This window comes from Rhizobium sp. X9 (assembly GCF_018873185.1).
Classification (GTDB): domain Bacteria; phylum Pseudomonadota; class Alphaproteobacteria; order Rhizobiales; family Rhizobiaceae; genus Agrobacterium; species Agrobacterium oryzihabitans.
In genome coordinates this window covers 2538459-2558045 of the sequence record NZ_CP071311.1, presented here as the reverse complement: position 1 = coordinate 2558045, position 19587 = coordinate 2538459, and the positions used below count along the sequence as shown (strand labels likewise).

General features: G+C 59.5%; 15 protein-coding genes. 6 read left to right on the top strand and 9 right to left on the bottom strand.

Annotated features, from left to right (window positions below):
• Positions 1–8 precede the first annotated feature (8 nt).
• From JZY08_RS12395 to JZY08_RS12380, 4 genes are all read left to right on the top strand, one after another.
• Complete coding sequence (locus tag JZY08_RS12395) at positions 9–1928, top strand: beta-N-acetylhexosaminidase (protein WP_216330320.1); 1920 nt, start codon at positions 9–11, stop codon at positions 1926–1928.
• Between the two features lie 12 nt (positions 1929–1940).
• Positions 1941–3374 carry a M81 family metallopeptidase gene (locus JZY08_RS12390; protein ID WP_216330319.1) on the top strand — a complete coding sequence of 478 codons (1434 nt, stop codon included), beginning with the start codon at positions 1941–1943 and terminating at the stop codon, positions 3372–3374.
• Positions 3375–3436: 62 nt separating this feature from the next.
• Complete coding sequence (locus JZY08_RS12385; RefSeq protein WP_216330318.1) at positions 3437–4642, top strand: MFS transporter; 1206 nt, start codon at positions 3437–3439, stop codon at positions 4640–4642.
• A 79-nt stretch (positions 4643–4721) separates the two neighbouring features.
• Positions 4722–5462, top strand: coding sequence for a copper homeostasis protein CutC (locus tag JZY08_RS12380; protein WP_216330317.1), 741 nt, complete (start codon positions 4722–4724; stop codon positions 5460–5462).
• On the opposite strand, the gene JZY08_RS12375 is transcribed toward JZY08_RS12380, so the two are convergent.
• The 7 genes from JZY08_RS12375 to JZY08_RS12345 all read right to left on the bottom strand — a co-directional run bounded on the left by JZY08_RS12375 (position 5428) and on the right by JZY08_RS12345 (position 15110).
• Positions 5428–6579, bottom strand: coding sequence for a glycosyltransferase family protein (locus JZY08_RS12375; protein ID WP_216330316.1), 1152 nt, complete (start codon positions 6577–6579; stop codon positions 5428–5430). The genes JZY08_RS12380 and JZY08_RS12375 overlap by 35 nt on opposite strands.
• Entirely contained in the window at positions 6576–7823 is a 1248-nt protein-coding gene (locus tag JZY08_RS12370; RefSeq protein ID WP_216330315.1) for a glycosyltransferase, read from the bottom strand. Before JZY08_RS12370 ends, JZY08_RS12375 begins: the two co-directional genes overlap by 4 nt.
• 43 nt (positions 7824–7866) lie before the next feature.
• On the bottom strand, positions 7867–9075 hold the full coding sequence (locus JZY08_RS12365; protein WP_035241152.1) for a glycosyltransferase family protein: 1209 nt from the start codon (positions 9073–9075) through the stop codon (positions 7867–7869).
• 72 nt (positions 9076–9147) lie between these two features.
• On the bottom strand, positions 9148–10323 hold the full coding sequence (locus JZY08_RS12360) for an ABC transporter permease (RefSeq protein ID WP_003492297.1): 1176 nt from the start codon (positions 10321–10323) through the stop codon (positions 9148–9150).
• Positions 10320–11318, bottom strand: a complete 999-nt coding sequence (locus JZY08_RS12355) for an ABC transporter permease (RefSeq protein WP_216330314.1) — start codon at positions 11316–11318, stop codon at positions 10320–10322. The genes JZY08_RS12360 and JZY08_RS12355 overlap by 4 nt, the downstream gene beginning before the upstream one ends.
• A gap of 1 nt (position 11319) precedes the next feature.
• The gene (locus JZY08_RS12350; protein WP_216330313.1) at positions 11320–13221 is read right to left on the bottom strand and encodes an ABC transporter substrate-binding protein; all 1902 of its coding nucleotides are present in this window, start codon (positions 13219–13221) and stop codon (positions 11320–11322) included.
• A complete protein-coding gene (locus JZY08_RS12345) occupies positions 13218–15110 on the bottom strand; it encodes an ABC transporter ATP-binding protein (protein ID WP_216330312.1) in 1893 nt (630 codons plus the stop codon). The genes JZY08_RS12350 and JZY08_RS12345 overlap by 4 nt, the downstream gene beginning before the upstream one ends.
• A gap of 211 nt (positions 15111–15321) precedes the next feature.
• Here JZY08_RS12345 and JZY08_RS12340 point away from each other — a divergent pair, with 211 nt between their 5' ends.
• The gene (locus JZY08_RS12340) at positions 15322–16284 is read left to right on the top strand and encodes a glycosyltransferase family 32 protein (protein ID WP_216330311.1); all 963 of its coding nucleotides are present in this window, start codon (positions 15322–15324) and stop codon (positions 16282–16284) included.
• Here the strand turns inward: JZY08_RS12340 and JZY08_RS12335 are convergent.
• Both JZY08_RS12335 and JZY08_RS12330 read right to left on the bottom strand, forming a co-directional pair.
• Positions 16276–17019 carry a polysaccharide deacetylase family protein gene (locus tag JZY08_RS12335; protein ID WP_216330310.1) on the bottom strand — a complete coding sequence of 248 codons (744 nt, stop codon included), beginning with the start codon at positions 17017–17019 and terminating at the stop codon, positions 16276–16278. The genes JZY08_RS12340 and JZY08_RS12335 overlap by 9 nt on opposite strands.
• Positions 17016–18113: a glycosyltransferase family 4 protein gene (locus JZY08_RS12330; RefSeq protein WP_216330309.1), complete on the bottom strand. Its 1098-nt coding sequence runs from the start codon at positions 18111–18113 to the stop codon at positions 17016–17018. Before JZY08_RS12330 ends, JZY08_RS12335 begins: the two co-directional genes overlap by 4 nt.
• A gap of 127 nt (positions 18114–18240) precedes the next feature.
• Here JZY08_RS12330 and JZY08_RS12325 point away from each other — a divergent pair, with 127 nt between their 5' ends.
• Positions 18241–19581, top strand: a complete 1341-nt coding sequence (locus JZY08_RS12325; RefSeq protein WP_216330308.1) for a nucleotide sugar dehydrogenase — start codon at positions 18241–18243, stop codon at positions 19579–19581.
• Positions 19582–19587: the final 6 nt, after the last annotated feature.

Genomic DNA, 19587 nt, shown 5'->3' with positions numbered 1-19587 from the left:
GGAGCATCATGGCGCTCGCACATTATCGTCTTGAAAATTCGTGGCATCCGCTCGCAGAATCCGCATCGGGTGGTTTCACCTTCACCCTGTTCAATCTCTCCCGTGAGCCGCTGAAAGATTTCCGGATCGTCTACACGTCCCTCACCCGGACGGTGGACAAGCCGGTTTGCGGCAATGCCGTTTATCTGCGCCGCAATGCCAATTTCCATGAATTTGCGCCGCCGCCCGGTTTCGTGCTCGAGGCCGGTAAATCCTGGCGTTTCACCGTCGATGGCTTGCTGAGGCCAGCCCGCCATCGCACGGATGGCGCGAAATCCGCCTATGTCAGCCTTGCCGACGGTACGCATCGCGCCGTTGCTGTCGGCGATTTGATGCTGGACGGGCGTCACAGCGAGCCGGCGCCGGTTCTGCTTCCTGAAGGGAAGCTCGACCTACCCTTCGCCATCCAGCCATGGCCAGCGGAAATCGATGCCGAGCCGGGCGAGACCTTCCCCGTCGCGCTTTACCCGGCGGATAATGCGAAGGCTGAGGAAGTACTTGCGGTGGAAACCGTGCTTTCGCTGTTCCGCAGGCTTTTTGCCGTGGGACATGTGCCTTTCAGCCTTGCGCCGGTTCATGAGGGAAAACCGCTTCGTTTCAAACAGCATAGCGGGCTGGAAGCGGAAGGTTATCGCCTGTCTTTCTCCGATGAAGCCGTCGTTGTGGAATATTCGGCCGCTGCCGGTCTGCAATATGGCCTGACGGTGCTGGCGCAATTGCTGCATGGCGCGCGGATCGATCCCAAGTTCCGCTTCCCGGCCTCCGGCACCATCACCGATGCACCGCGTTACAGCTGGCGCGGTTGCCATCTGGATGTTTCGCGGCAATTCTATCCGACTGATGATGTCGTGCGGCTGATCGATATTCTCGCATGGCTGCGCATGAACAGGTTCCATTGGCATCTGACGGATGACGAGGCGTGGCGGCTTGAAATCAAGGCCTATCCGCTGCTGACAACCGTTGGCGCAACCCGCGGTCCGGATACGCCGCTTCTGCCGCAGCTCGGCAACGGGGCCGAGCCCGTTTCCGGCTATTACAGCCAGGACGATGTGCGCAAGGTCGTTGCGCATGCGGCCGCATTGAACGTCGAGATCGTGCCGGAGGTCGATATTCCCGGCCATAGCACTGCGGCTCTCGTCGCCTATCCGGATCTGACAGACGGGCAGGAAGCGCCGGACAGCTACCGTTCGGTGCAGGGCTATCCCAACAATGCGCTCAACCCCGCCATCGAGCCGACCTATGAGTTCCTCGGCAAGATATTCGACGAGATGGTGGAGCTTTTCCCCTCGCGGCTGATCCACATCGGTGGCGACGAGGTTGCGGATGGTTCCTGGCTTGCCTCGCCGCTTGCCAAGTCGTTGATGGAAAAGGAAGGGCTCGACGGCACCTTCGGCATCCAGTCCTATTTCATGAAGCGCATCCAGGGGATGCTGCATGAGCGCGGCCGCCAGCTTGCGGGCTGGGACGAGGTTTCGCACGGCGGCGGCGTCGATCCGGCTGGAACATTGCTGATGGCCTGGCAGAAGCCGGAAGTTGGCCTTGAGCTTGCAAAACAAGGCTATGACGTGGTGATGACGCCGGGACAGGCCTATTATCTCGACATGGTGCAGGATGAAGCCTGGCAGGAGCCCGGTGCAAGCTGGGCGGGCACCGTTCCGCCTTCGCACACCTATGCCTATGAGGCAGTCGGCGACTTCCCGGAGGAATTGAAGGAGCGGATGAAAGGCGTTCAGGCCTGCATCTGGTCGGAGCATTTCCTCAACCGCGCCTATTTCAACCATCTGGTTTTCCCGAGGCTGCCGGCCATTGCCGAGGCGGCGTGGACTCCGAAGGCGCAGAAGGACTGGCTGCGTTTTTCCGCCATCGTCTCCTTGAACCCGGTTTATTGAGGGGCAGGCGAGATGCGTATTGCCGTTGGTGGTATTCATACCGAATGCAGCACCTATTCGCCGGTGCTGATGCGCCAGGAAGACTTTCGCGTTTTCCGCGGCGCGGAGTTACCGGAAGCCGAGTACTTCAATTTCCTCGGCGAAGGCGGGGCGGAGGTGTTGCCGTTGCTTCATGCGCGGGCGGTGCCGGGTGGTCCGGTATCGCGCGCGGCCTATGACGCGTTCAAGCAGGAATTTCTCGAGCGTCTGAACGCTTCACTGCCGCTGGATGGACTTTATCTCGCAATGCACGGCGCGATGAATGTCGAAGGCATGGACGATGCGGAGGGCGACTGGATTTCCAGCGCCCGCGCCGTGGTCGGGCCGGATGTGATCATTTCCGCCAGCTACGATCTGCACGGCAATGTCAGCCAGACGATCGTCGATCAGCTGGATATATTCGCCGGCTACCGAACTGCACCGCATATCGATGTGCGCGAGACGATGGTGCGGGCGTGGACGATGCTGATCAAGGCCCTGAAAACGGGCGAGAAGCCCGGTGTGGCCTGGGCGAAAATCCCCGTGCTGCTGCCGGGTGAAAAGACCTCCACGGAAGATGAACCGGCCAAAAGCCTCTATGCCGTCCTGCCGGATCACGATACCCGTCCGGGCATATGGGATGCGAATTTCATGATTGGCTATGTCTGGGCCGATGAACCAAGGGCGACGGCCTGCGCTGTCGTGACGGGAACGGATCGGAAGGCCGCGCAGGCGGTTGCCGCCGAGATCGCGCAATCCTACTGGAATGCCCGGCAGGATTTCCGTTTCGGCCCCGTGACCGAACCGCTTGAGGCCATTCTGGATATTGCGGAAAAAACGGCCACCAGCCCGATCATTCTCGCAGACTCGGGGGACAATCCGACCGGCGGCGGCGTGGGCGATCGCGCCGATGTTCTGGCGGCGCTGATTAAACGCAACTGGCAGGGCGCTTTGATGGGCGGCATCACCGATAGGCCGGCCGTCGAAGCCTGTTTTGCGGCAGGTGAGAACGCGACGCTTTCCCTGAAGATTGGCGGCAGCCTCGATCCGGAGAGCCCGTCCGTCACGGTGGAAGCCAAGGTTCTGAAACTGGACGATCCCGGTGCTGCGGATCAGCGGCAGGCGGTGGTCGGCATCGGCGGCATCATCGTCATTCTGGCCGCAAGGCGCAGGCCCTATCACATGATTTCGGATTTCACCCGTCTGGGCTTCGATCCGAAGGCTGTGAGGCTGCTGGTCGTCAAATCCGGTTATCTTTCGCCGGAGTTGGCGCCGATCGCCAATCCCAATCTGATGGCGCTGACGGAGGGGGTTATCAATCAGGATATCGAAAATCTTCCCAATCGCCGCCGGGAAGGCGATTTTTACCCATGGAAGCCTCATTTCGACTATATCCCGAAACCCATCCTTTCGGCCCGCTGGCGATGACGGCGGTTCGATAGCTTTTATCCAGCGATCCGGTGATGCCGGATCATCTCAGGCGAATATCCATGCCGTCGGCTCTTTCCATCGTTATCAATAATCCGTCGATCCGCATCGGGGCGCTCGCCATTCTGTTTTTCGGGTTTTCGAATGCAGCCACCGCTCCCTATCAGGCGGTTATCGGCATTCGCGAAATCGGGCTCAGCAACACCGTCTATTCCCTGCTGATGCTGTTTGCCGCCGTCATCAATGTCAGCGCCAGCGTGCTGATGGGCATCGTCGCCGACAGGCTGGGCGAATATCGCAAGCCCATGCTGCTCATCGCGCTCTTCGGCGTCAGCGGCTACCTGCTGGTTTATCTCGTCGGTAACGCCATGGCTTTCATCAGTGCGAAGCTGGTCCTCCTGCCGATTTTCGGGGCGATGAATTCGCTGATCTTTGCACATGTGCGCGCCGATGCCCGTAATCTTTCGACGGGTGACATGATTGCCGTGAATTCGATCATGCGGGCCACGATCTCGCTGTCCTGGGTGCTGGTGCCTGGCATCGTCGGTATTTTTCTGGTGAATTCCGGCAATATGCTGCTGGCTTTCCTCTTCTCGGGTATTTGTGCGCTTATCTGCTTTCTGCTTGTCGCCTTTTGCCTGCCGCGCGCCTCCACGCCGGCAACGGTGAATACGCAAGCGCGATTCGGCCTGCGCGCCTCGCTTGCTGAAATCGGGTCGCGGCGGGTGCTGCTGCGGATCATCGCCATAGCCCTGATCTGCTCGATGCTGCATCTCAATGATTCCATACGTTCGCTGATCATAACGGGTCAGGCGCAGGGCACGGTCGCGGATATCGGTATCGTGGCGGGTATTGTCGCGGCGCTGGAAATCGTTTTCATTCTCCTGTGGGGCTGGATCGAGAAAAAGGTGCCGCAAACGCTGACGCTGGCGGCGGGAGCGGTGCTTTATGCCATCTATCTCATCCTGCAGGGGCTCGCTTCCGCGCCATGGCACATTTACGCACAAACCGTCATCAGCGCGCTGGGCGCGGCGGCCATCATCAGTATCCCGATTACCTATCTGCAGGAGCTGATCGCGGATCGGCCGGGGCTTGGAAGCTCGCTGATCGCCGTCAATATCTTCCTTGGTGCCGGTCTGGGTGCGCTGATTTTCGCCCTGGGCACATTTGTCACAAGCTATTCGGGAACCTCTATTCTGGGAGCAGTTGTGGGTCTCGGCGGCGTTTACATGCTCTATGCGCTTGATGGGACGGGTCGCCGCAGGTAGAGCGTCGGACCGAAAAGTGTGGGCGGTTTTCGGATGATCCGGCGCGTGAACAGAGCACGTTCGAATGAAAGAGGTTACGATGATTCTCGAGATTTGCGTGGACGATGTGGCCGGGCTGGAAGCGGCGGTCAGGGGCGGGGCCGATCGGATCGAGCTCTGCGCGGCGTTGTCCGGAGGTGGCGTGACACCGTCTGCGGGTTTCATGCAGCGGGCGGCGGCCTATGGGTTGCCGGTCAGCGTGATGATCAGGCCGCGCGCGGGCGATTTCGTGTTCACGCGTGACGAAGCCGATGTGATGAAACGCGATATTGATACGGCGCGTGCTGCGGGGCTTTCCGGCGTGGTGCTCGGCGCATCGCTTGGCGACGGATCGCTTGATATTCCACTGCTCGAGGAATTGCGCCGCCACGCCGATGGGCTGGATTTGACGCTGCACCGGGCGATCGATGTCGTTCCCGACATGGATGAGGCTTTGGAGGCCGCCATCGCGCTCGGCTTTCCGCGAATCCTCACCTCCGGCGGCGCACGTTCGGCGCTCGAGGGCATTGAGACGCTGGCGCGATTATCCGAGAAGGCCGCTGGCCGGATCGTCATTATGCCAGGTGCGGGCGTGCGTCCACAGATCGTGCAGACATTGCTGGACCGCTTTCCCATCACGGAAATCCACGCATCCTGTTCCGCCGTTCCGTCTTATGATCCAGAAAGCAAGGTGGCGAAACTCGGTTTCACCGGCGATGGTCGCAAGGGAACGGACGAAGCGGCGGTTCGCGAGTTAAAGGCGATCCTCACCGCTCATCAAAAAGGCGGCGCAAGACTCTAGCCGTTCCGGCAGCGCCGTCGAGATCGAGTTTGATCTTATCCGGGGCTGGCAGAGCCAATGCGGCCCTGATGGCATCTGCCATGGATTGCGCGGAGATATCTTTCTCCTCCAGCACCTGCGCCAGTCCCAGCCGCGCCAGTCGTTCGGCGCGGGCGCTCTGTTCCGTTTCGCCGCCCGCCGCGAAGGGGATCAGAAGCGAGCGGCATTTTGCCTGAAGAATATCGCAGACGGTGTTGTAGCCGGCCTGCGAAACCGAAAGCCGCGCGCCGGCAAGAAGGCTTGCGAAGTCCTTGCGGAAACGGAAGACGGATACATTGTCTGCCGCCTCAGCCGAGATCGCATCGAAATCCGCCTGAGGCATATTGGGGCCGGTGACGAGGCACCAGCTTTTGATGCCGTCCAGCAGCGGGGCGGCTTCAAGTGCTGCCCGGACGAGTGCTGCGCCAACCGCGCCACCGCCTGCGGAAACGACGATATCGAATTTCTCCGCCGGTTCGGGGGGCGGCAGCGGTGCAACGAGGCCGGTATAGATGATACGCTGGGTGATTTCGCCGGCAAGGGGAAAGGTATCCTCCAGTCGCACAAATTCCGGATCGCCATGGACCAGCACCGCGTCGAAATGCTTCTTCACCAGCGACACGGTTTCTTCGTCCCGGCCCGGTTTGGTTTTTTCCTGCAGAATGTCGCGTAGCGACGTCATGACGAGCGGGCGCGGTTCGCTGTCCTCGATCTCATCCAGAAGCGGCAGCAATTCGAAACGCACTTGTCTGCGGCCAAAGGGGAAAGCCTCGATGATGACGATATCCGGTTTTGCACCGTGATAGGCGCCGATCAGCATGTCTGTTCGAAGCTTTTTGAAGTCGTCATCCACCGGTTTGCCGGAACTGTCGACAAGGCCGGAAAAGCTGCCATCGCTGACGGCGATGGGCGGCAATTCGACGTGGCGGATGCCTTCACCGGGAAAGCCCGGAACCGGGGTGCCGCCCGTTACCAGAACGACATCGAAACCATCCGCCTGAAGGGCGTTGGCAATGCGGCTGGCGCGGGCGATATGGCCGATACCCAGAAGATGCTGGACGTAAAAGAAAACGACGGGGCGTTTTTCCATGTCGGTCATGGCGTTTTTTCCCACTCGGTCTCGAACAGGGCCTTCAGCTCGGCAATGCTGGTGCGATGATCGAAAGCGGTTCGAACGCGGTTTTCGGCGGCAGCACCCAGACGCTGGCGCAATTGCGGATCTGTGATGGCAGTGCGCAGGGCTTCAGTGAAGGCGGCCGGATTTTCCGGCTCGGTCAGCAGCCCGTTTTCGCCGCTGACGAAGAATTCCGGAATGCCTGATATATTGGTGGAAATACAGGTCATTGCCTGGCTGGCGGCCTCGACCAGCACATTGGGGAGGCCGTCACGGTCACCGTCGCTGGTGATGCGGCAGGCAAGGGCGAAGAGGTCCGCCTCCCGGTAGTTCTCCAGCACCTGTTTCTGGTCCATGGCCCCGGTCCAGACGATCCTGTCGGCAATGCCAAGCTCGTCGGCAAGTTTCTTCAGCGCGGCAAGTTCGTCACCGCCGCCGATATGGGTGAAGCGCCAATGGATATCCTGCGGAAGCGAGGCCAGGGCCTGCAACAGAATGTCGATGCCCTTTTTCTTGACCGCGCGGCCGACACTCAAAATCCTGACCGGATCGTCAGCGTCTGAACCATCTCTTTGCGGACGAGGGGCGTCGAAATGCGGGAAGCGGGTAAGATCCAGCCCGTGATAGCTTAAGTGCACGTTCTGCCTTGGCCCGGAAAGGGTGCGAAGATGCTGAAAGCCGCTCGCCGTACAGGTCACGGCCCAGCGGGCGCTTTCCAGCTTTGCGGCAAGGTCGCGGTCGCTCGAGGTCCAGATATCCTTAGCGTGGGCCGAAATCGTCCAGGGCGTGCCGGCGATGAGATGGGTGTAGGCGGCGACCGAGGCCGGCGTGTGGATGAAATGGACATGCAGCCATTCGGCATCCGCCGGCCATTCATGCGAAAGGACGGCGGCCTGCCCGAAACGGCGGAACCGGTTGCGGCTGAGATCATGCGGCAGATCGCTGAAAAACCGGCGGAGCGCCTTGGTGAAGCCCGGCTTTTTGCGGCACGCCCACAACGCCTTTAGAACGCGCAGCGGTTCTTCATGCAGATATTCCGGCAGGTAGGTGACGGGTGCGCGAATTTCATCATGAACGGGGTGGCGTTTTTTATCCGTCGGCCGGCGCATGGACATGAGTTCGAGTTGCAGCCCGGCCTTCTCCAGCCCCAGAAGTTCTTGGGCGATGAAAGTCTCCGACAGGCGCGGATAGCCCTTGAGGAGCACCACGATTTTTTTTGTATCTGTCACGTTGCGCGTGTCTCTTTTGAAGCGGTGATTGTCAGGGAACCGGTCACGCGGTCAGCGTGATCGGCGCCCGCTCGCCCTCGGGCGGCAGCCATTCAGCGATCCGTTTCGAGATGTTCTCGAGACCGTCGAGCTTCAGATCCCGCGAATTGACGGAGGGCGGTGCACGGTTTGGCAGCGCCTTGAGAGCCGCCGCCATTTTTGCGGGGTTCTCGGCATCCTCCGGCAGAAGCATGTCGAAAAGGCCGAGTTCCGACGCGCGGCTGGCGCGGATAAGCTGCTCTTCCCTCGGCACCGTGCGCGGTACAACGAGGGCGGGTTTGTCGAAGGACAAAATCTCGCAGACGGTATTATAGCCGCCCATCGACACGACGGCTTGAGCGCCGGCGACGAGGTCTTCCATGCGATTGTCGAATTCGATGATCTCGATATGCGGGATATCGGCAACGCTGCTCATGAAGCGCTGGCGCTGATCCGCCGGCATATAGGGGCCGAGCACCACCAGCGCCTTGTGCGTCAGTTCACTGTCATGGCGATAGGCATTGATGACGTCGTCGATCAATTCGCTGCCATCGCCGCCGCCGCCGGTGGTGATGAGAAGATAATCGCCTTCCGGCCGGTGCGCCACGGTTTCGGCCTGCGTTTTCGAGCGCTGCAGGAAACCGACGAAATCCATCTTGTCGCGAACGTTCTTCGGAACATCGAGCCCCGTCAGCGGGTCGTGGAAATCCGGCGGGCCGTAGACCCAGACATGGTCATAGAACTGACCGATCTTGGTCATGACGTTATTGCGCTTCCACTCCGCTTCGAGCAGTTGCGGCGCATCCATGACATCGCGTAGGCCGATGACGAGCTTGGTTCCCTGTCCCTTGAGATAGGCCAGCGTCTCCTCCACCTCGCCGCGAAGGCCCATGGGCTCCTTGTCGACGATGAAGATATCCGGCTTAAAGCTTTCGGCGGTATGATAAATGATGGAGCGGCGCATCTTCAGCGTTTCCTGAAGATCGATATGCCTGTCCATCGAGGTGTATTCACCGTTGCGCAGCTTGATGACGCTTGGGATTTTCACGAAATCGACGCGGGCGCGATAATCGAAAGCGCCGGCAATCGTCGCGCCGGAAATGATGAGAACGTTGAGGCCGCGATAATCCTCCACCAGCGCATGCGCAATCGTGCGACACCGCCGCAGATGCCCGAGGCCGAAGGAATCGTGGCTGTACATGAGGATACGCGCGTCGTTCAAACGGGAGGTCATGGGCCACACCTCTTTTTGCCTTTCACAAAAAAGGCGATGGCGGAAGAGCAGTTCATCAAAGGGTGTTCCATTTTATCTGAAGGGATCCGCAGCATCACGTAGTCCGTCACCGAAGAAATTAAAGGCCAGAATGACGAGAACGACCGGGATCGTCGGTAGCAGAAGCCACGGATATAGCGCAATGACGCTGACGCTGCGCGCCTCCGTGAGCAGAATTCCCCAACTTGTGATCGGTGGCCTGAGGCCGAGGCCGAGGAAGCTCAGCGCGGTTTCGCCGAGAATCATGCCCGGTATCGTCAGCGTTGCCGAAGCGATCAGATGCGACATGAAGCCGGGGATAAGGTGTCTGCCAATGATGCGCGGCGTGCCAGCACCCATCAATTGCGCAGCCAAAACATAGTCTTCTTCGCGAAGCGCCAGCAATTTCGAACGCACGGCGCGCGCCAGTCCCGTCCAGTCCAGCATGCCGAGAATGATGGTGATGCCGAGATAGACGAGGATTGGGCTCCAGGTCACGGGCATGATCGCCGCAAGCGCCAGCCATAGCGGAATGCTCGGGATGGATTGCAGGACCTCGATGATGCGCTGGACGATGAGATCGAAGGTGCCGCCGCGATAACCGGCTAAACCGCCGATCACAATGCCGAGAACAAAGCTCATGGCGACGCCGAGGAGGCCGATGGTCAGCGAGATGCGTGCGCCGTAGATGATGCGCGACAGCACGTCGCGTCCCAGCCGGTCGGTGCCGAGCAGGAACATTTCACCGCCTTCGGCGGGGCACACGAGGTGGGTTCTGCCTTCGAACATGCCCCAGAAACGGTAGGTATCGCCCTTGCAGAAGAAGCGGAGCGGCTGGATATCCGTCGGTACATCCCGGTAAACGCGCCTCAGATTGTCCATGTCGAGCGTCATTTCCCGGCCATAAACGAAGGGGCCGACAAATTTGCCGTCGTTGAAGAGGTGAATAGCCTGTGGCGGAGCGTAGATATGCTCGATATTGCGGGTGTGGAGATTATACGGCGCCAGGAACTCGCTGATCAGGATCGAGAGATAAAGCACCACCAGAAATGCGCCGGACCATACCGCGATCTTGTGCTGGCGGAACTGCCACCACATGAGCCGCAATTGCGACGCCTTGCTGAAGGCCGCCATTCCGGACGTATTGGGTTCGATGAGCGACGGGTCGAATGGTGCCGTCGAGACGTAGTGGGGCAGCGCTTCGCCTGAGTTCGGGATGGATGAAGTCATTTGACGTTACCACCTCCAAAGCGAATTCTCGGGTCGAGTATGGCAAGGGCGATATCCGAGACCAGAACGCCGATCACCGTCAGGAAAGCGAGGAACATCAGGAACGAACCGGCCAGATACATATCCTGGCTCTGCAAAGCCCGAATGAGCATCGGACCGGTGGTTTCGAGCGACAGGACGACGGCGGTGATTTCCGCGCCGGAAATAATGGCAGGCAGGATCGAGCCGATGTCCGAAATGAAGAAATTCAACGCCATGCGCAGCGGATATTTGATCAGCACCTTGAAAGGGTGAAGCCCTTTGGCGCGCGCCGTTACGACATATTGTTTTTGCAATTCGTCCAGAAGGTTGGCGCGCAGGCGGCGGATCATGCCGGCCGTGCCCGCTGTGCCGATGATGAGGACGGGGATCCAGATATGTTCGAGGATCGACCTGAACTTCGCCCAGCTCATCGCCTGGTTCAGATATTCCCTGTCCATCAGATGGCCGATGGAAATGCCGAACCATATATTGGCGAAATACATCAGGATCAGCGCCAGCATGAAGTTGGGGATGGCGATGCCGAGCAGGCCGAGGAAGGTCAGTCCGTAGTCACCCCAGCTGTATTTGTGGGTGGCGGAATAGATGCCGATCGGGAATGCGAGGAGCCATGTGACGATGATGGTGACGAAGGACACCAGAACCGTCAGCCACAGGCGATCCCCCACCACATCGCTGACGGGCAGCTGATATTCGAAGGAGTAACCGAAATCGCCGACCAGCATGCCGGTTGCCCAGCGGAAGTAGCGGATCGGCGCTGGCTGGTCGAAGCCGTAGCGGGTGCGCAGCTCCTCGATTTCGGAGAGGTTCGCGGTCTCACCCATGGCACGCAGTTCGGCGACATAGCTTTCGAAATAATCGCCCGGCGGCAGTTCGATGATGGTGAAAACCAGCATCGATATCAGGATCAGCGTGGGGATCATGACGAGGATGCGCTTGAGAATATACCGCAGCATATCAGGCGTCTCCGTCGTACCAGAAGGCATCCGGCAGGTAGACGCCGAGATACGATGTGGGTTCATAGCCGAAAAGCGCCTTTTCCGGCACGTTTCGCATGCGTTTGACATGGACGACGGGCTGAAGCGCGCCGTTGACAATGCCGATGGAAAACACCTGCTGTGTATAGATTTCCAGCATTTCCAGCCAGATGGCCGTCCGCTCTTCTTCGGTGATGCTTCTGCGCCATTTTTTCAAGAGATCGAGCAGATGGGCGGCCTCCGGCAGATCGGGCTCCTTGCCTTCACGTCCGCCGGAGAGATAGTGGATGCCCCAGACCGGCCACTGCAGCTGGTCGTCGCCTGTGGGTGCGAGGCCGGAGGGCAGCATGTCGGGCGTCGGCACGCCATTGTCCATGCCCATCCATACCGACATCAGCACCTCGCCGCCCATGGCGCGCTTGCGGAAGACATCGCGCTGCGTGGGGCGGACGGAAACCGCAATGCCGATGTGACGCCAGTGATCCGTCACCAGTTCCATCACGTCGGTCTCAAGCGTGCTTTCGCCTGTTGTCTCGACGATGATATAGGCCGGACGGCCGTCCGGCAGGAGCCTTATGCCGGCACTGTCGCGCTTGTCGAGACCCACCTCATCGAGCAGCCTGTTGGCCGCCGCCCGGTCGAAGGCGCTCCAGGCTTCTGCGAATTCCGGCCGGTAAAGCGGGCTTTCCGGCAGAACGGTGTCGGCGCTCTCCTTTGCCAGCCCGTAAAAGCAGACCATGTTGATTTCGTGCCGGTTGATCGCCAGCGATAGCGCACGGCGCACGCGCACATCCTGGAAATAGCCACGCCATACCGGATCGGCGCAATTGAGGTTGGGCAAAAGCGCGATGCGCGACCCTTGAGAGCGCTTGTAGAGGTTGACCTTCAGGGGGAAGCGCTTTTCGGCATCCTTCAGAAAGGTGTAGTCGGCGAAATCGAGGCCGAAATATTGCAGGTCGCTGTCGCCAGATGCTGTCTTGGCCGAGATAATGTCGGACGAGGTCACGTTCAGCAGGAACCGGTCGAGATAAGGCAGTTGCAGGCCATTTTCATCGACACGGTGATAATAGGGGTTGCGTTCGAACACGAACTGTTCGGCCGGCGGCGAAGTGGTGTTTCGCCATGCGTCGAGCGTCGGCAAAGCGGGATTTTCCGGCCGGACCTGCCGCGACATCTTGATATGTAGCCCGCTCCAGTCATCCGTCTTGTTTTTCTTGATGAGCTTGGCGAGGTTTTCTGCAGTCTGATATTTGATGTGGAACTGCTTCATATAGGCGGCGGGAAGGAACAGCCGCGCGGGTGAGGCCGCCGCGAGCTTCGCCAGAAAATCCGGGTTCGGACCTTCCCAGGTGTAACGCACCGTCAAACGGTCGATGACTTCGATCAGGGGAGGCTGGTTATTGACCAGAAGTTCGATCGGCGGACCGCCCTTGTGGATTTCCTTATTGAGGGCGACATCCTCCCAGAAATAGCGAAAATCCTCAGAGGTGAGGTCGCTGCCGTCGGACCATTTGTGACCCTCACGCAGCTTGAAGGTGAAGATGCGCTCTTCCTGAACATCGTAGCTTTCCAGAATATCCGGATGAAGCTCGAATTTTTCGTCATAACCGACAAGGCGGGCATAGTTGCTGATCGGCATAAGCCTGATATCGCGCTGGCCGCCAATCAGCATGCGCACGGAGCCGCCGTGTTTGCCCGGCTCGCGGCCAAGCGCCTTCATGTCGATGACGCGCGGATTTTTCGGCAGGCGTTCCGCTATATCAGGCAATTCGCCCTTTTCCCGCTTTTCCTTGAAGTAGGCAGGGTCGGTATAGGCGGCGCGTGCATAGGCCGGTAAAAAGACGGAGGCCAACAAGGCAAGGGTGGTGCGGCGCGTGATCAAGGGCGGAGCTCTCGGATATCGGCATTGCCGTTTGCGAGAACGAAATGGCCGTCACCCAGATCGGCAGAGATCATTTCGCCGTCACCCTCGTCGCGGAACTGTTTGCCCCAGTCGAACTTTCCGGTCGCGCTGATCTTGCCGATGGTGCGGAAATCGAGCGGACGGTCGAGGTCGGGGAAGGGCACGGCCGCCAGCAGCGATTTGGTATAGGGATGCACGGGTGAGCGCATCATGACTTCCCGCGGCGCCAACTCGACGATACGGCCCTCGCACATCACGGCCACGCGGTCGGCCATGTAATCCACCACTGCCAGATTGTGCGAGATGAAGAGGTAGGTAAGCCCGAGGTCCTTTTGCAGATCCTTGAGCAGGTTGAGAATTTGCGCCTGCACGGAGACATCGAGGGCGGAGACGGGTTCGTCGCAGATCAGCAGCTCGGGACCGAGCGCGAGGGCTCTGGCAATGCCGATACGCTGCCTCTGGCCGCCAGAGAAACTGTGCGGGTAACGGTTCAGCGCACTTTCTCCAAGACCGATGGCCTTGACGAGGTTGCGGACTTTTTCCGCGCGGTATTTCGCATCGCCTCGCCCATGGATTTGAAGTGGTTCACTGAGGATGTTGCCCACGGTCATGCGCGGCGAAAGCGATGAGATCGGGTCCTGGAAGACCATCTGTATCTTCGAGCGCAACTCCTTGAGATCGCCGTCCCTGGCATTGAGGACATCGATATCGCCCTGCGGCCGGTGAAAGGTCACGGAGCCTTCGTCCGGGCGAACGGCGCGCATGAGGATCTTGCTGACGGTTGTCTTGCCGCTGCCGCTTTCGCCGACCAGACCGAGGCATTCACCCCGGCGGATGTCAAAACTGACGCTGTTGACCGCCTTGGTGGCATGGGCATCGCCTTTGCGGAACCAGCTGGACTTGCGGGTCGTGAAGGTCTTGCTGATATTGTCCACCGTCAGGAGCGGGCCGGGGGTCTTGTTGACTGCGGCGGTTTTCTTCCCGACAAGGCTTTCATGGTCGACGGTGATCTCGCGCAGCGCCTTCAGCCTCTCGCCGGGCTTCATGTCGAAATGCGGCACCGCGGCCATCAGGCCCTTGAGATAGGGATGGCTTGGTGATTTGAAAATGTCGTCGACCGTGCCCGCTTCCATGATCTCGCCCTGATAGATCACGGCCACTTCATCGGCGATGTTTGCCACCACGCCGAGATCATGGGTGATGAGCAGCATGCTCATGTTGAGCCGGCTCTGCAGATCTCGCAGGAGTTTGAGGATTTGCGCCTGGATGGTCACATCAAGCGCCGTCGTCGGCTCGTCGGCGATCAGAAGCGCCGGGCGACAGATCAGCGCCATGGCGATCATGGCGCGCTGGCGCATGCCGCCCGACAATTCGAAGGGATACATGTTCACGACCTTCTTCGGGTTGGAAAACCCTACAAGATCAAGCGTTTCATGCATTTTTTCCGCGCGCTCGGCCGGCGACAGGATGCTGTGGATTCGCAGCGCCTCGTCGATCTGGTTGCCGATGGTGTGCAGCGGTGAAAAAGACGTCATCGGCTCCTGAAAAATCAGCCCGATGCGATTTCCGCGGATGGCCCGTATTTCCCGGCCGTCCTTCGGCAATTGCAGCAGATCGACGGGGCCGGCGGCGGTATTTTTAGGATCGGTAAAGAGCACGCGGCCGTTCACGCGGGCCGTCTTGGGGTGAATACCCATGATCGTCTGGCCGATGACGGATTTTCCGGAGCCGGACTCGCCGACCAGTGCGGTTACTTTGCCCGGAAGAATGCGGAGGCTGGCGCCTCTCACGGCTTCAATGGTGCCACCCATAAGAGAAAACGAGACCCGCAGGTTTTCAATACGGAGCAAATCTGCGCCTGCGCTCATGCCAAAGGGTTCCTTGCCGTCTCTTTATCGTTGCCTTGTGACAACTTGCTCAGGAGGGCTTAAATTCACGTTATCGCAGGGTTTGTTGTCTGTCTATGCTTCTGAAACATCGAATTGTTTAGCAAATTCAAAGCCGGCTTCTGAAACCTGACGGCTTGCGCGACGGCTCTTGTTTGACGATATGTTAACGAGCGTTTCTGGATGAGGATCCATGTCCGACAAGAAATATTACGATGCCCAGCTGGACAGAGCCCGGCAGTTGCAAAACGAAGGCCTGTATGGGGAAGCGCACGCGCTTCTCCTATCGCTGGTTGCAGTAAAAGACGGGCACCTGATGGGCGAGGAAACAGTGCTCGGCTTGCCGCGCAGGCTTCATTCCGCGCGGCTGCGTCTCGCCAAGGCCGAAGGCGATATTGTCGCCAGGATCGGCTATCAATATACGTTGGTTCCGCCGCCGCGGGTGCTGGCAAAATATGCACAATTTTCGCCTGAAGAGCGCCGCACGATCAACCTGAAAAGCAGGGAGGAGGTGCCGAAGCTCATTCACCAGATATGGATTGGTGAAAAGGCCCCGCCCGCATCGGTCAAGGCCTGGGCTTCCCATGCGGCCTCGCACGGTTACGAGTATCGCCTCTGGCGCGAGTCCGATCTTGAGCGGGAAGGCGTGTTTGCAAACGACGTCTTCAGAACGATGCTGGATCAGGGCGATTATCCGGGAGCGGTGGATGTGGCCCGTTACATTCTGCTGGAACGTTTCGGCGGCATCTATCTCGATTGTGACTGGTATCCGGCGAGGGACGATCTGAGTTTCGACGCTTTCCTGCCCTTGATGGGGCTGACGGCGTTCGATGAAAAAACGCCGCGCGATACCGGGCAGGGCAGCATGTTGCTCGCCAATTCTTTCATCGCCGCGCCTGCCGGACATCCGGTCTTCCGCAAGATGCTGGAGGCCTTTCCCGGGATCATCGAAGACATGCCGCGTGCACCCGCCTGGTGGTCGACAGGCCCTTTGATCTTCTCTGTCATCGCCCGGGCGGGAAGCATCAGCCTCGCGCCTGCATCCTTTGTCGCCGCGTCCCTTCCCGACCGCGCGCCTTTCGAGGCGGTGGAAGCGGTCAGGCGGGAACTCGCAACCGAAGAAGGTGGGTTGCTGATTGCCTGGAAGTCATGGTGAAATTTCGTTGACAAGGTCTGCCGAGGAACGCCAGCGGGCGGCGGGATGCCCGGTGGTCACCTCGAAAAGCCGTCTCAGAAAACGCCAGACATTGTCGTCATGCACGAGATGATGGGTGAGAACACCGGTGGCGCCTCCACCCTCCGCAGTCGTTAAGATACGGGCGGCGGTTTCGGCGAAAAGGATGTCATCGTCACGGCCACCTCGGCTGCCATGCCAGTCGATGACGTCGACATGGGTGTTCAGGCACGGCGGCAGGGTGTTTTTCTCCGGGCCGAAAACTGAAAGCGCGCCATATCCGAGGCCCGTCAGCCCCTCCACGATGCTGGCATCTATCCGGTTCCACGGCGGAACGAGCATCGGCACCAGGCGCGCACCGTGCAGATCGTGCAGCTTTTCCAGCCCGGATTGCAGTTCATCGAGAACGATGGACAGGTCGCGATGCGCTCCGAGTTCCTGTTTCTTTTCTTTCTCGCCGGCATAATTCGTATGGGACCAGCCATGGACGGCGATCTGGGCGATGTTCGAAGCATCCAGATGCCGTGCGAGCCTGTCCGTGGTCATTTCGGGAATGACCGCGAGCGTGACCGGAGCGGAAAAGCTGCCGCAAAGATCGAGCAGCGTGTCGAGAGCCGGTGTTGGCTCCACCGCATCGTCGTCTCTCAGCCAGAGATCGGCGGTTATGCCGCGCCGTCCGCATTCGTCCAGTGCCGCTACGAGTTTTTCCAGACTCATGATGTTCGTGCCTTTGCTCGCAACAGGATATGGTTCAGTTCTTTCGCGGCGTTCTGCAAAGACCGTTCATCCTTGACGAATTGTCGGGCCGCCCTTGCCATTTCTTCACGCCGCCTGTCATTGCCGAGCAGGGTTTCAATTGCTCCGGCATAGGCGGCTTTATCATTTTCTGGTGTCAGTAATCCGGTGGTTCCGGATTTCACCACTTCGGGAACACCTGCCACCTTTTCGGCCACCACGGGCAGCCCGGCCGCCTGCGCTTCAAGATAGGCAAGACCATAGGCTTCGCCATGCCCCGGCCAGACGTAAAGGGACGCTTTGGAAAGAAGAGCAGCGATTTCCGTCGCGGTTTTTTCCCCGTGCCAGACAGGGCGGTGAGCGGGAAAAGAGCTGAACAGGGCTTCCACGGCCGCGCGTTCCGGCCCGTCGCCGACGATATCCAGCGTCCAGTGCACCTCCTGCGGCAAGAGGGCGAGCGCTTCGGAAAGCGCGCGGTAGCTGTCGAGCTTGTCCCCCGCCCGCATCATGGCGACGGTGATCAGCCTTGCCGGTGTCGCGCGAGGCTCGTTTTCGAGAAAGGCGCTGGCGTCGATAAAGGGTTGCAAGGTCGCATGGTGGATTGTGGGGGAGGCGCGCAGAAGCCCCTCGCGATCGCGCGCGGTGAAGCAGATATTGACGGCGGCGGCATTCAGTGCGGCCAGCAATTCGTCCTGAACCGCCTGCCAGCCCATGCCGTTGCGCTTCGGGGAATAGGAGGCCTCGGCGGTGACGTAGGGAATATCGAAACGCCTGCCCAGTTCCGGCCCGAGCAAATCCGGGGCCTTGTAATAGGGGTGATAACAAAACCAGAGGTCCGGTGCGCCCTGCTTTCGCCAGCGCTCTGCAATGGTCTCGATTTCGCGTTCGGCCGCATCGGTGAGCAAGGTCCGCGCCGGATCATCCGCCTGTTTCAGAAAGCTGCGCAACTCGGAGGCGACGGAAACCTCATGGCCGCCCATGGTCATCGCCGTCATCAGCAGGCGGGCCATCAACCGGTCGCCGGAGGGAACGGGATGGTTGGGCGATTTGAGCGGCGAATAAAAGGCGATCTTCATGCCGATGGTTGTGCGTTGGCCGCGGCTGCGGCGTCAACCGGAATTTGAAAGGGCGCAGCCTTGACAGCCCGGCCATTCTTGCCCAACTGAAAGGCATCTTTTGCACATGCGCGGAGCGTGACACGCTTTGACTTCCCCAGATGTCTCCCAGAACCTGCTTTCCAGCATCGAAAACAAGAGCGCCAGAGCGGGCGTGATCGGCCTTGGCTATGTCGGCCTGCCGCTTGCCATGACAATTGCCAAGGCCGGTTTCAAGGTCATCGGTTTTGATATCGATCCCGGTAAAATCACCGCGATCGATGCGGGCCGGAGCTATATCGAGGCCGTGTCGGACGACGTGCTTTCAAGTGTCCGGCGGGGTGACGGCTTCGTCGCAACCTCCGATTTTTCCAGACTGGCCGAATGTGATGTAATCGCCATCTGCGTGCCGACGCCCTTGACGAAATATCGCGAGCCGGATCTTTCCTACGTTGAAAAGACCTGCCGGGATATTGCCGCGCATCTGCGCAAGGGGCAGCTCGTCGTTCTGGAATCCACCACCTATCCCGGCACGACCGACGGTGTGGTAAAGACCATTCTGGAAAGCACCGGGCTTGTCTCCGGCGTTGATTTCTTCATCGGCTTTTCCCCCGAGCGGGAAGATCCCGGCAATCGCGATTTCGAGACCTCGACCATTCCAAAGGTCGTTGCAGGCGATGGTGAGGCTGCCGGAAAACTGATGGCCGCCTTCTACGGTTCGGTGGTCAAGAAGATCGTTCCGGTTTCCACAAACGCCACGGCCGAGGCCGTCAAGATTACCGAAAACGTCTTTCGCGCCGTCAATATCGCCCTCGTCAACGAACTCAAGGTCGTCTATGAGGCAATGGGCATCGATATCTGGGAAGTGATCGACGCGGCGAAAACCAAGCCGTTCGGTTTCATGCCGTTTTATCCCGGTCCGGGTCTCGGTGGCCATTGCATACCGATCGACCCTTTCTATCTCACCTGGAAATCGCGGGAATACGAGTTGCCGACGCGGTTCATCGAACTTGCCGGCGAAATCAACACCGGCATGCCGCGCCATGTCATCGGGCGGGTGGCGGAAGCGCTCGATATCCATTCCGGCAAGGCGCTCAGCCGCTCGAAGGTGCTGGTCGTCGGTCTCGCCTACAAGAAGAACGTGCCCGATATTCGTGAAAGTCCCTCGCTGAAACTCATCGAGCTCATCCAGGAGCGTGGCGGCGAAGCTGCCTATTATGATCCGCACGTGGCTGAAATCCCGAAAACCCGGGAATATAGCCACCTGATGGGCATGAAATCCGTGGCATGGGACAGGCAGTCGATCGGCGCCTTTGATGCCGTTCTCGTCGCGACGGATCACGACAATGTCGACTATGCCGCTCTTTGCGAGTGGTCGCCGCTGATCATCGATACGCGAAATGTCTTCGCGCGCCGGGATATAGTCGCAAAACACATCATCAAGGCCTGATAGCCC

Bases quoted from the DNA above. Each gene is read 5' to 3' on its own strand.
- JZY08_RS12395 (WP_216330320.1), top strand. From the start codon at position 9: ATGGCGCTCGCACATTATCGTCTTGAAAATTCGTGGCATCCGCTCGCA.
- JZY08_RS12390 (WP_216330319.1), top strand. From the start codon at position 1,941: ATGCGTATTGCCGTTGGTGGTATTCATACCGAATGCAGCACCTATTCG.
- JZY08_RS12385 (WP_216330318.1), top strand. From the start codon at position 3,437: ATGCCGTCGGCTCTTTCCATCGTTATCAATAATCCGTCGATCCGCATC.
- JZY08_RS12380 (WP_216330317.1), top strand. From the start codon at position 4,722: ATGATTCTCGAGATTTGCGTGGACGATGTGGCCGGGCTGGAAGCGGCG.
- JZY08_RS12375 (WP_216330316.1), bottom strand. From the start codon at position 6,579: ATGACCGACATGGAAAAACGCCCCGTCGTTTTCTTTTACGTCCAGCAT.
- JZY08_RS12365 (WP_035241152.1), bottom strand. From the start codon at position 9,075: ATGACCTCCCGTTTGAACGACGCGCGTATCCTCATGTACAGCCACGAT.
- JZY08_RS12360 (WP_003492297.1), bottom strand. From the start codon at position 10,323: ATGACTTCATCCATCCCGAACTCAGGCGAAGCGCTGCCCCACTACGTC.
- JZY08_RS12355 (WP_216330314.1), bottom strand. From the start codon at position 11,318: ATGCTGCGGTATATTCTCAAGCGCATCCTCGTCATGATCCCCACGCTG.
- JZY08_RS12345 (WP_216330312.1), bottom strand. From the start codon at position 15,110: ATGAGCGCAGGCGCAGATTTGCTCCGTATTGAAAACCTGCGGGTCTCG.
- JZY08_RS12340 (WP_216330311.1), top strand. From the start codon at position 15,322: ATGTCCGACAAGAAATATTACGATGCCCAGCTGGACAGAGCCCGGCAG.
- JZY08_RS12335 (WP_216330310.1), bottom strand. From the start codon at position 17,019: ATGAGTCTGGAAAAACTCGTAGCGGCACTGGACGAATGCGGACGGCGC.
- JZY08_RS12330 (WP_216330309.1), bottom strand. From the start codon at position 18,113: ATGAAGATCGCCTTTTATTCGCCGCTCAAATCGCCCAACCATCCCGTT.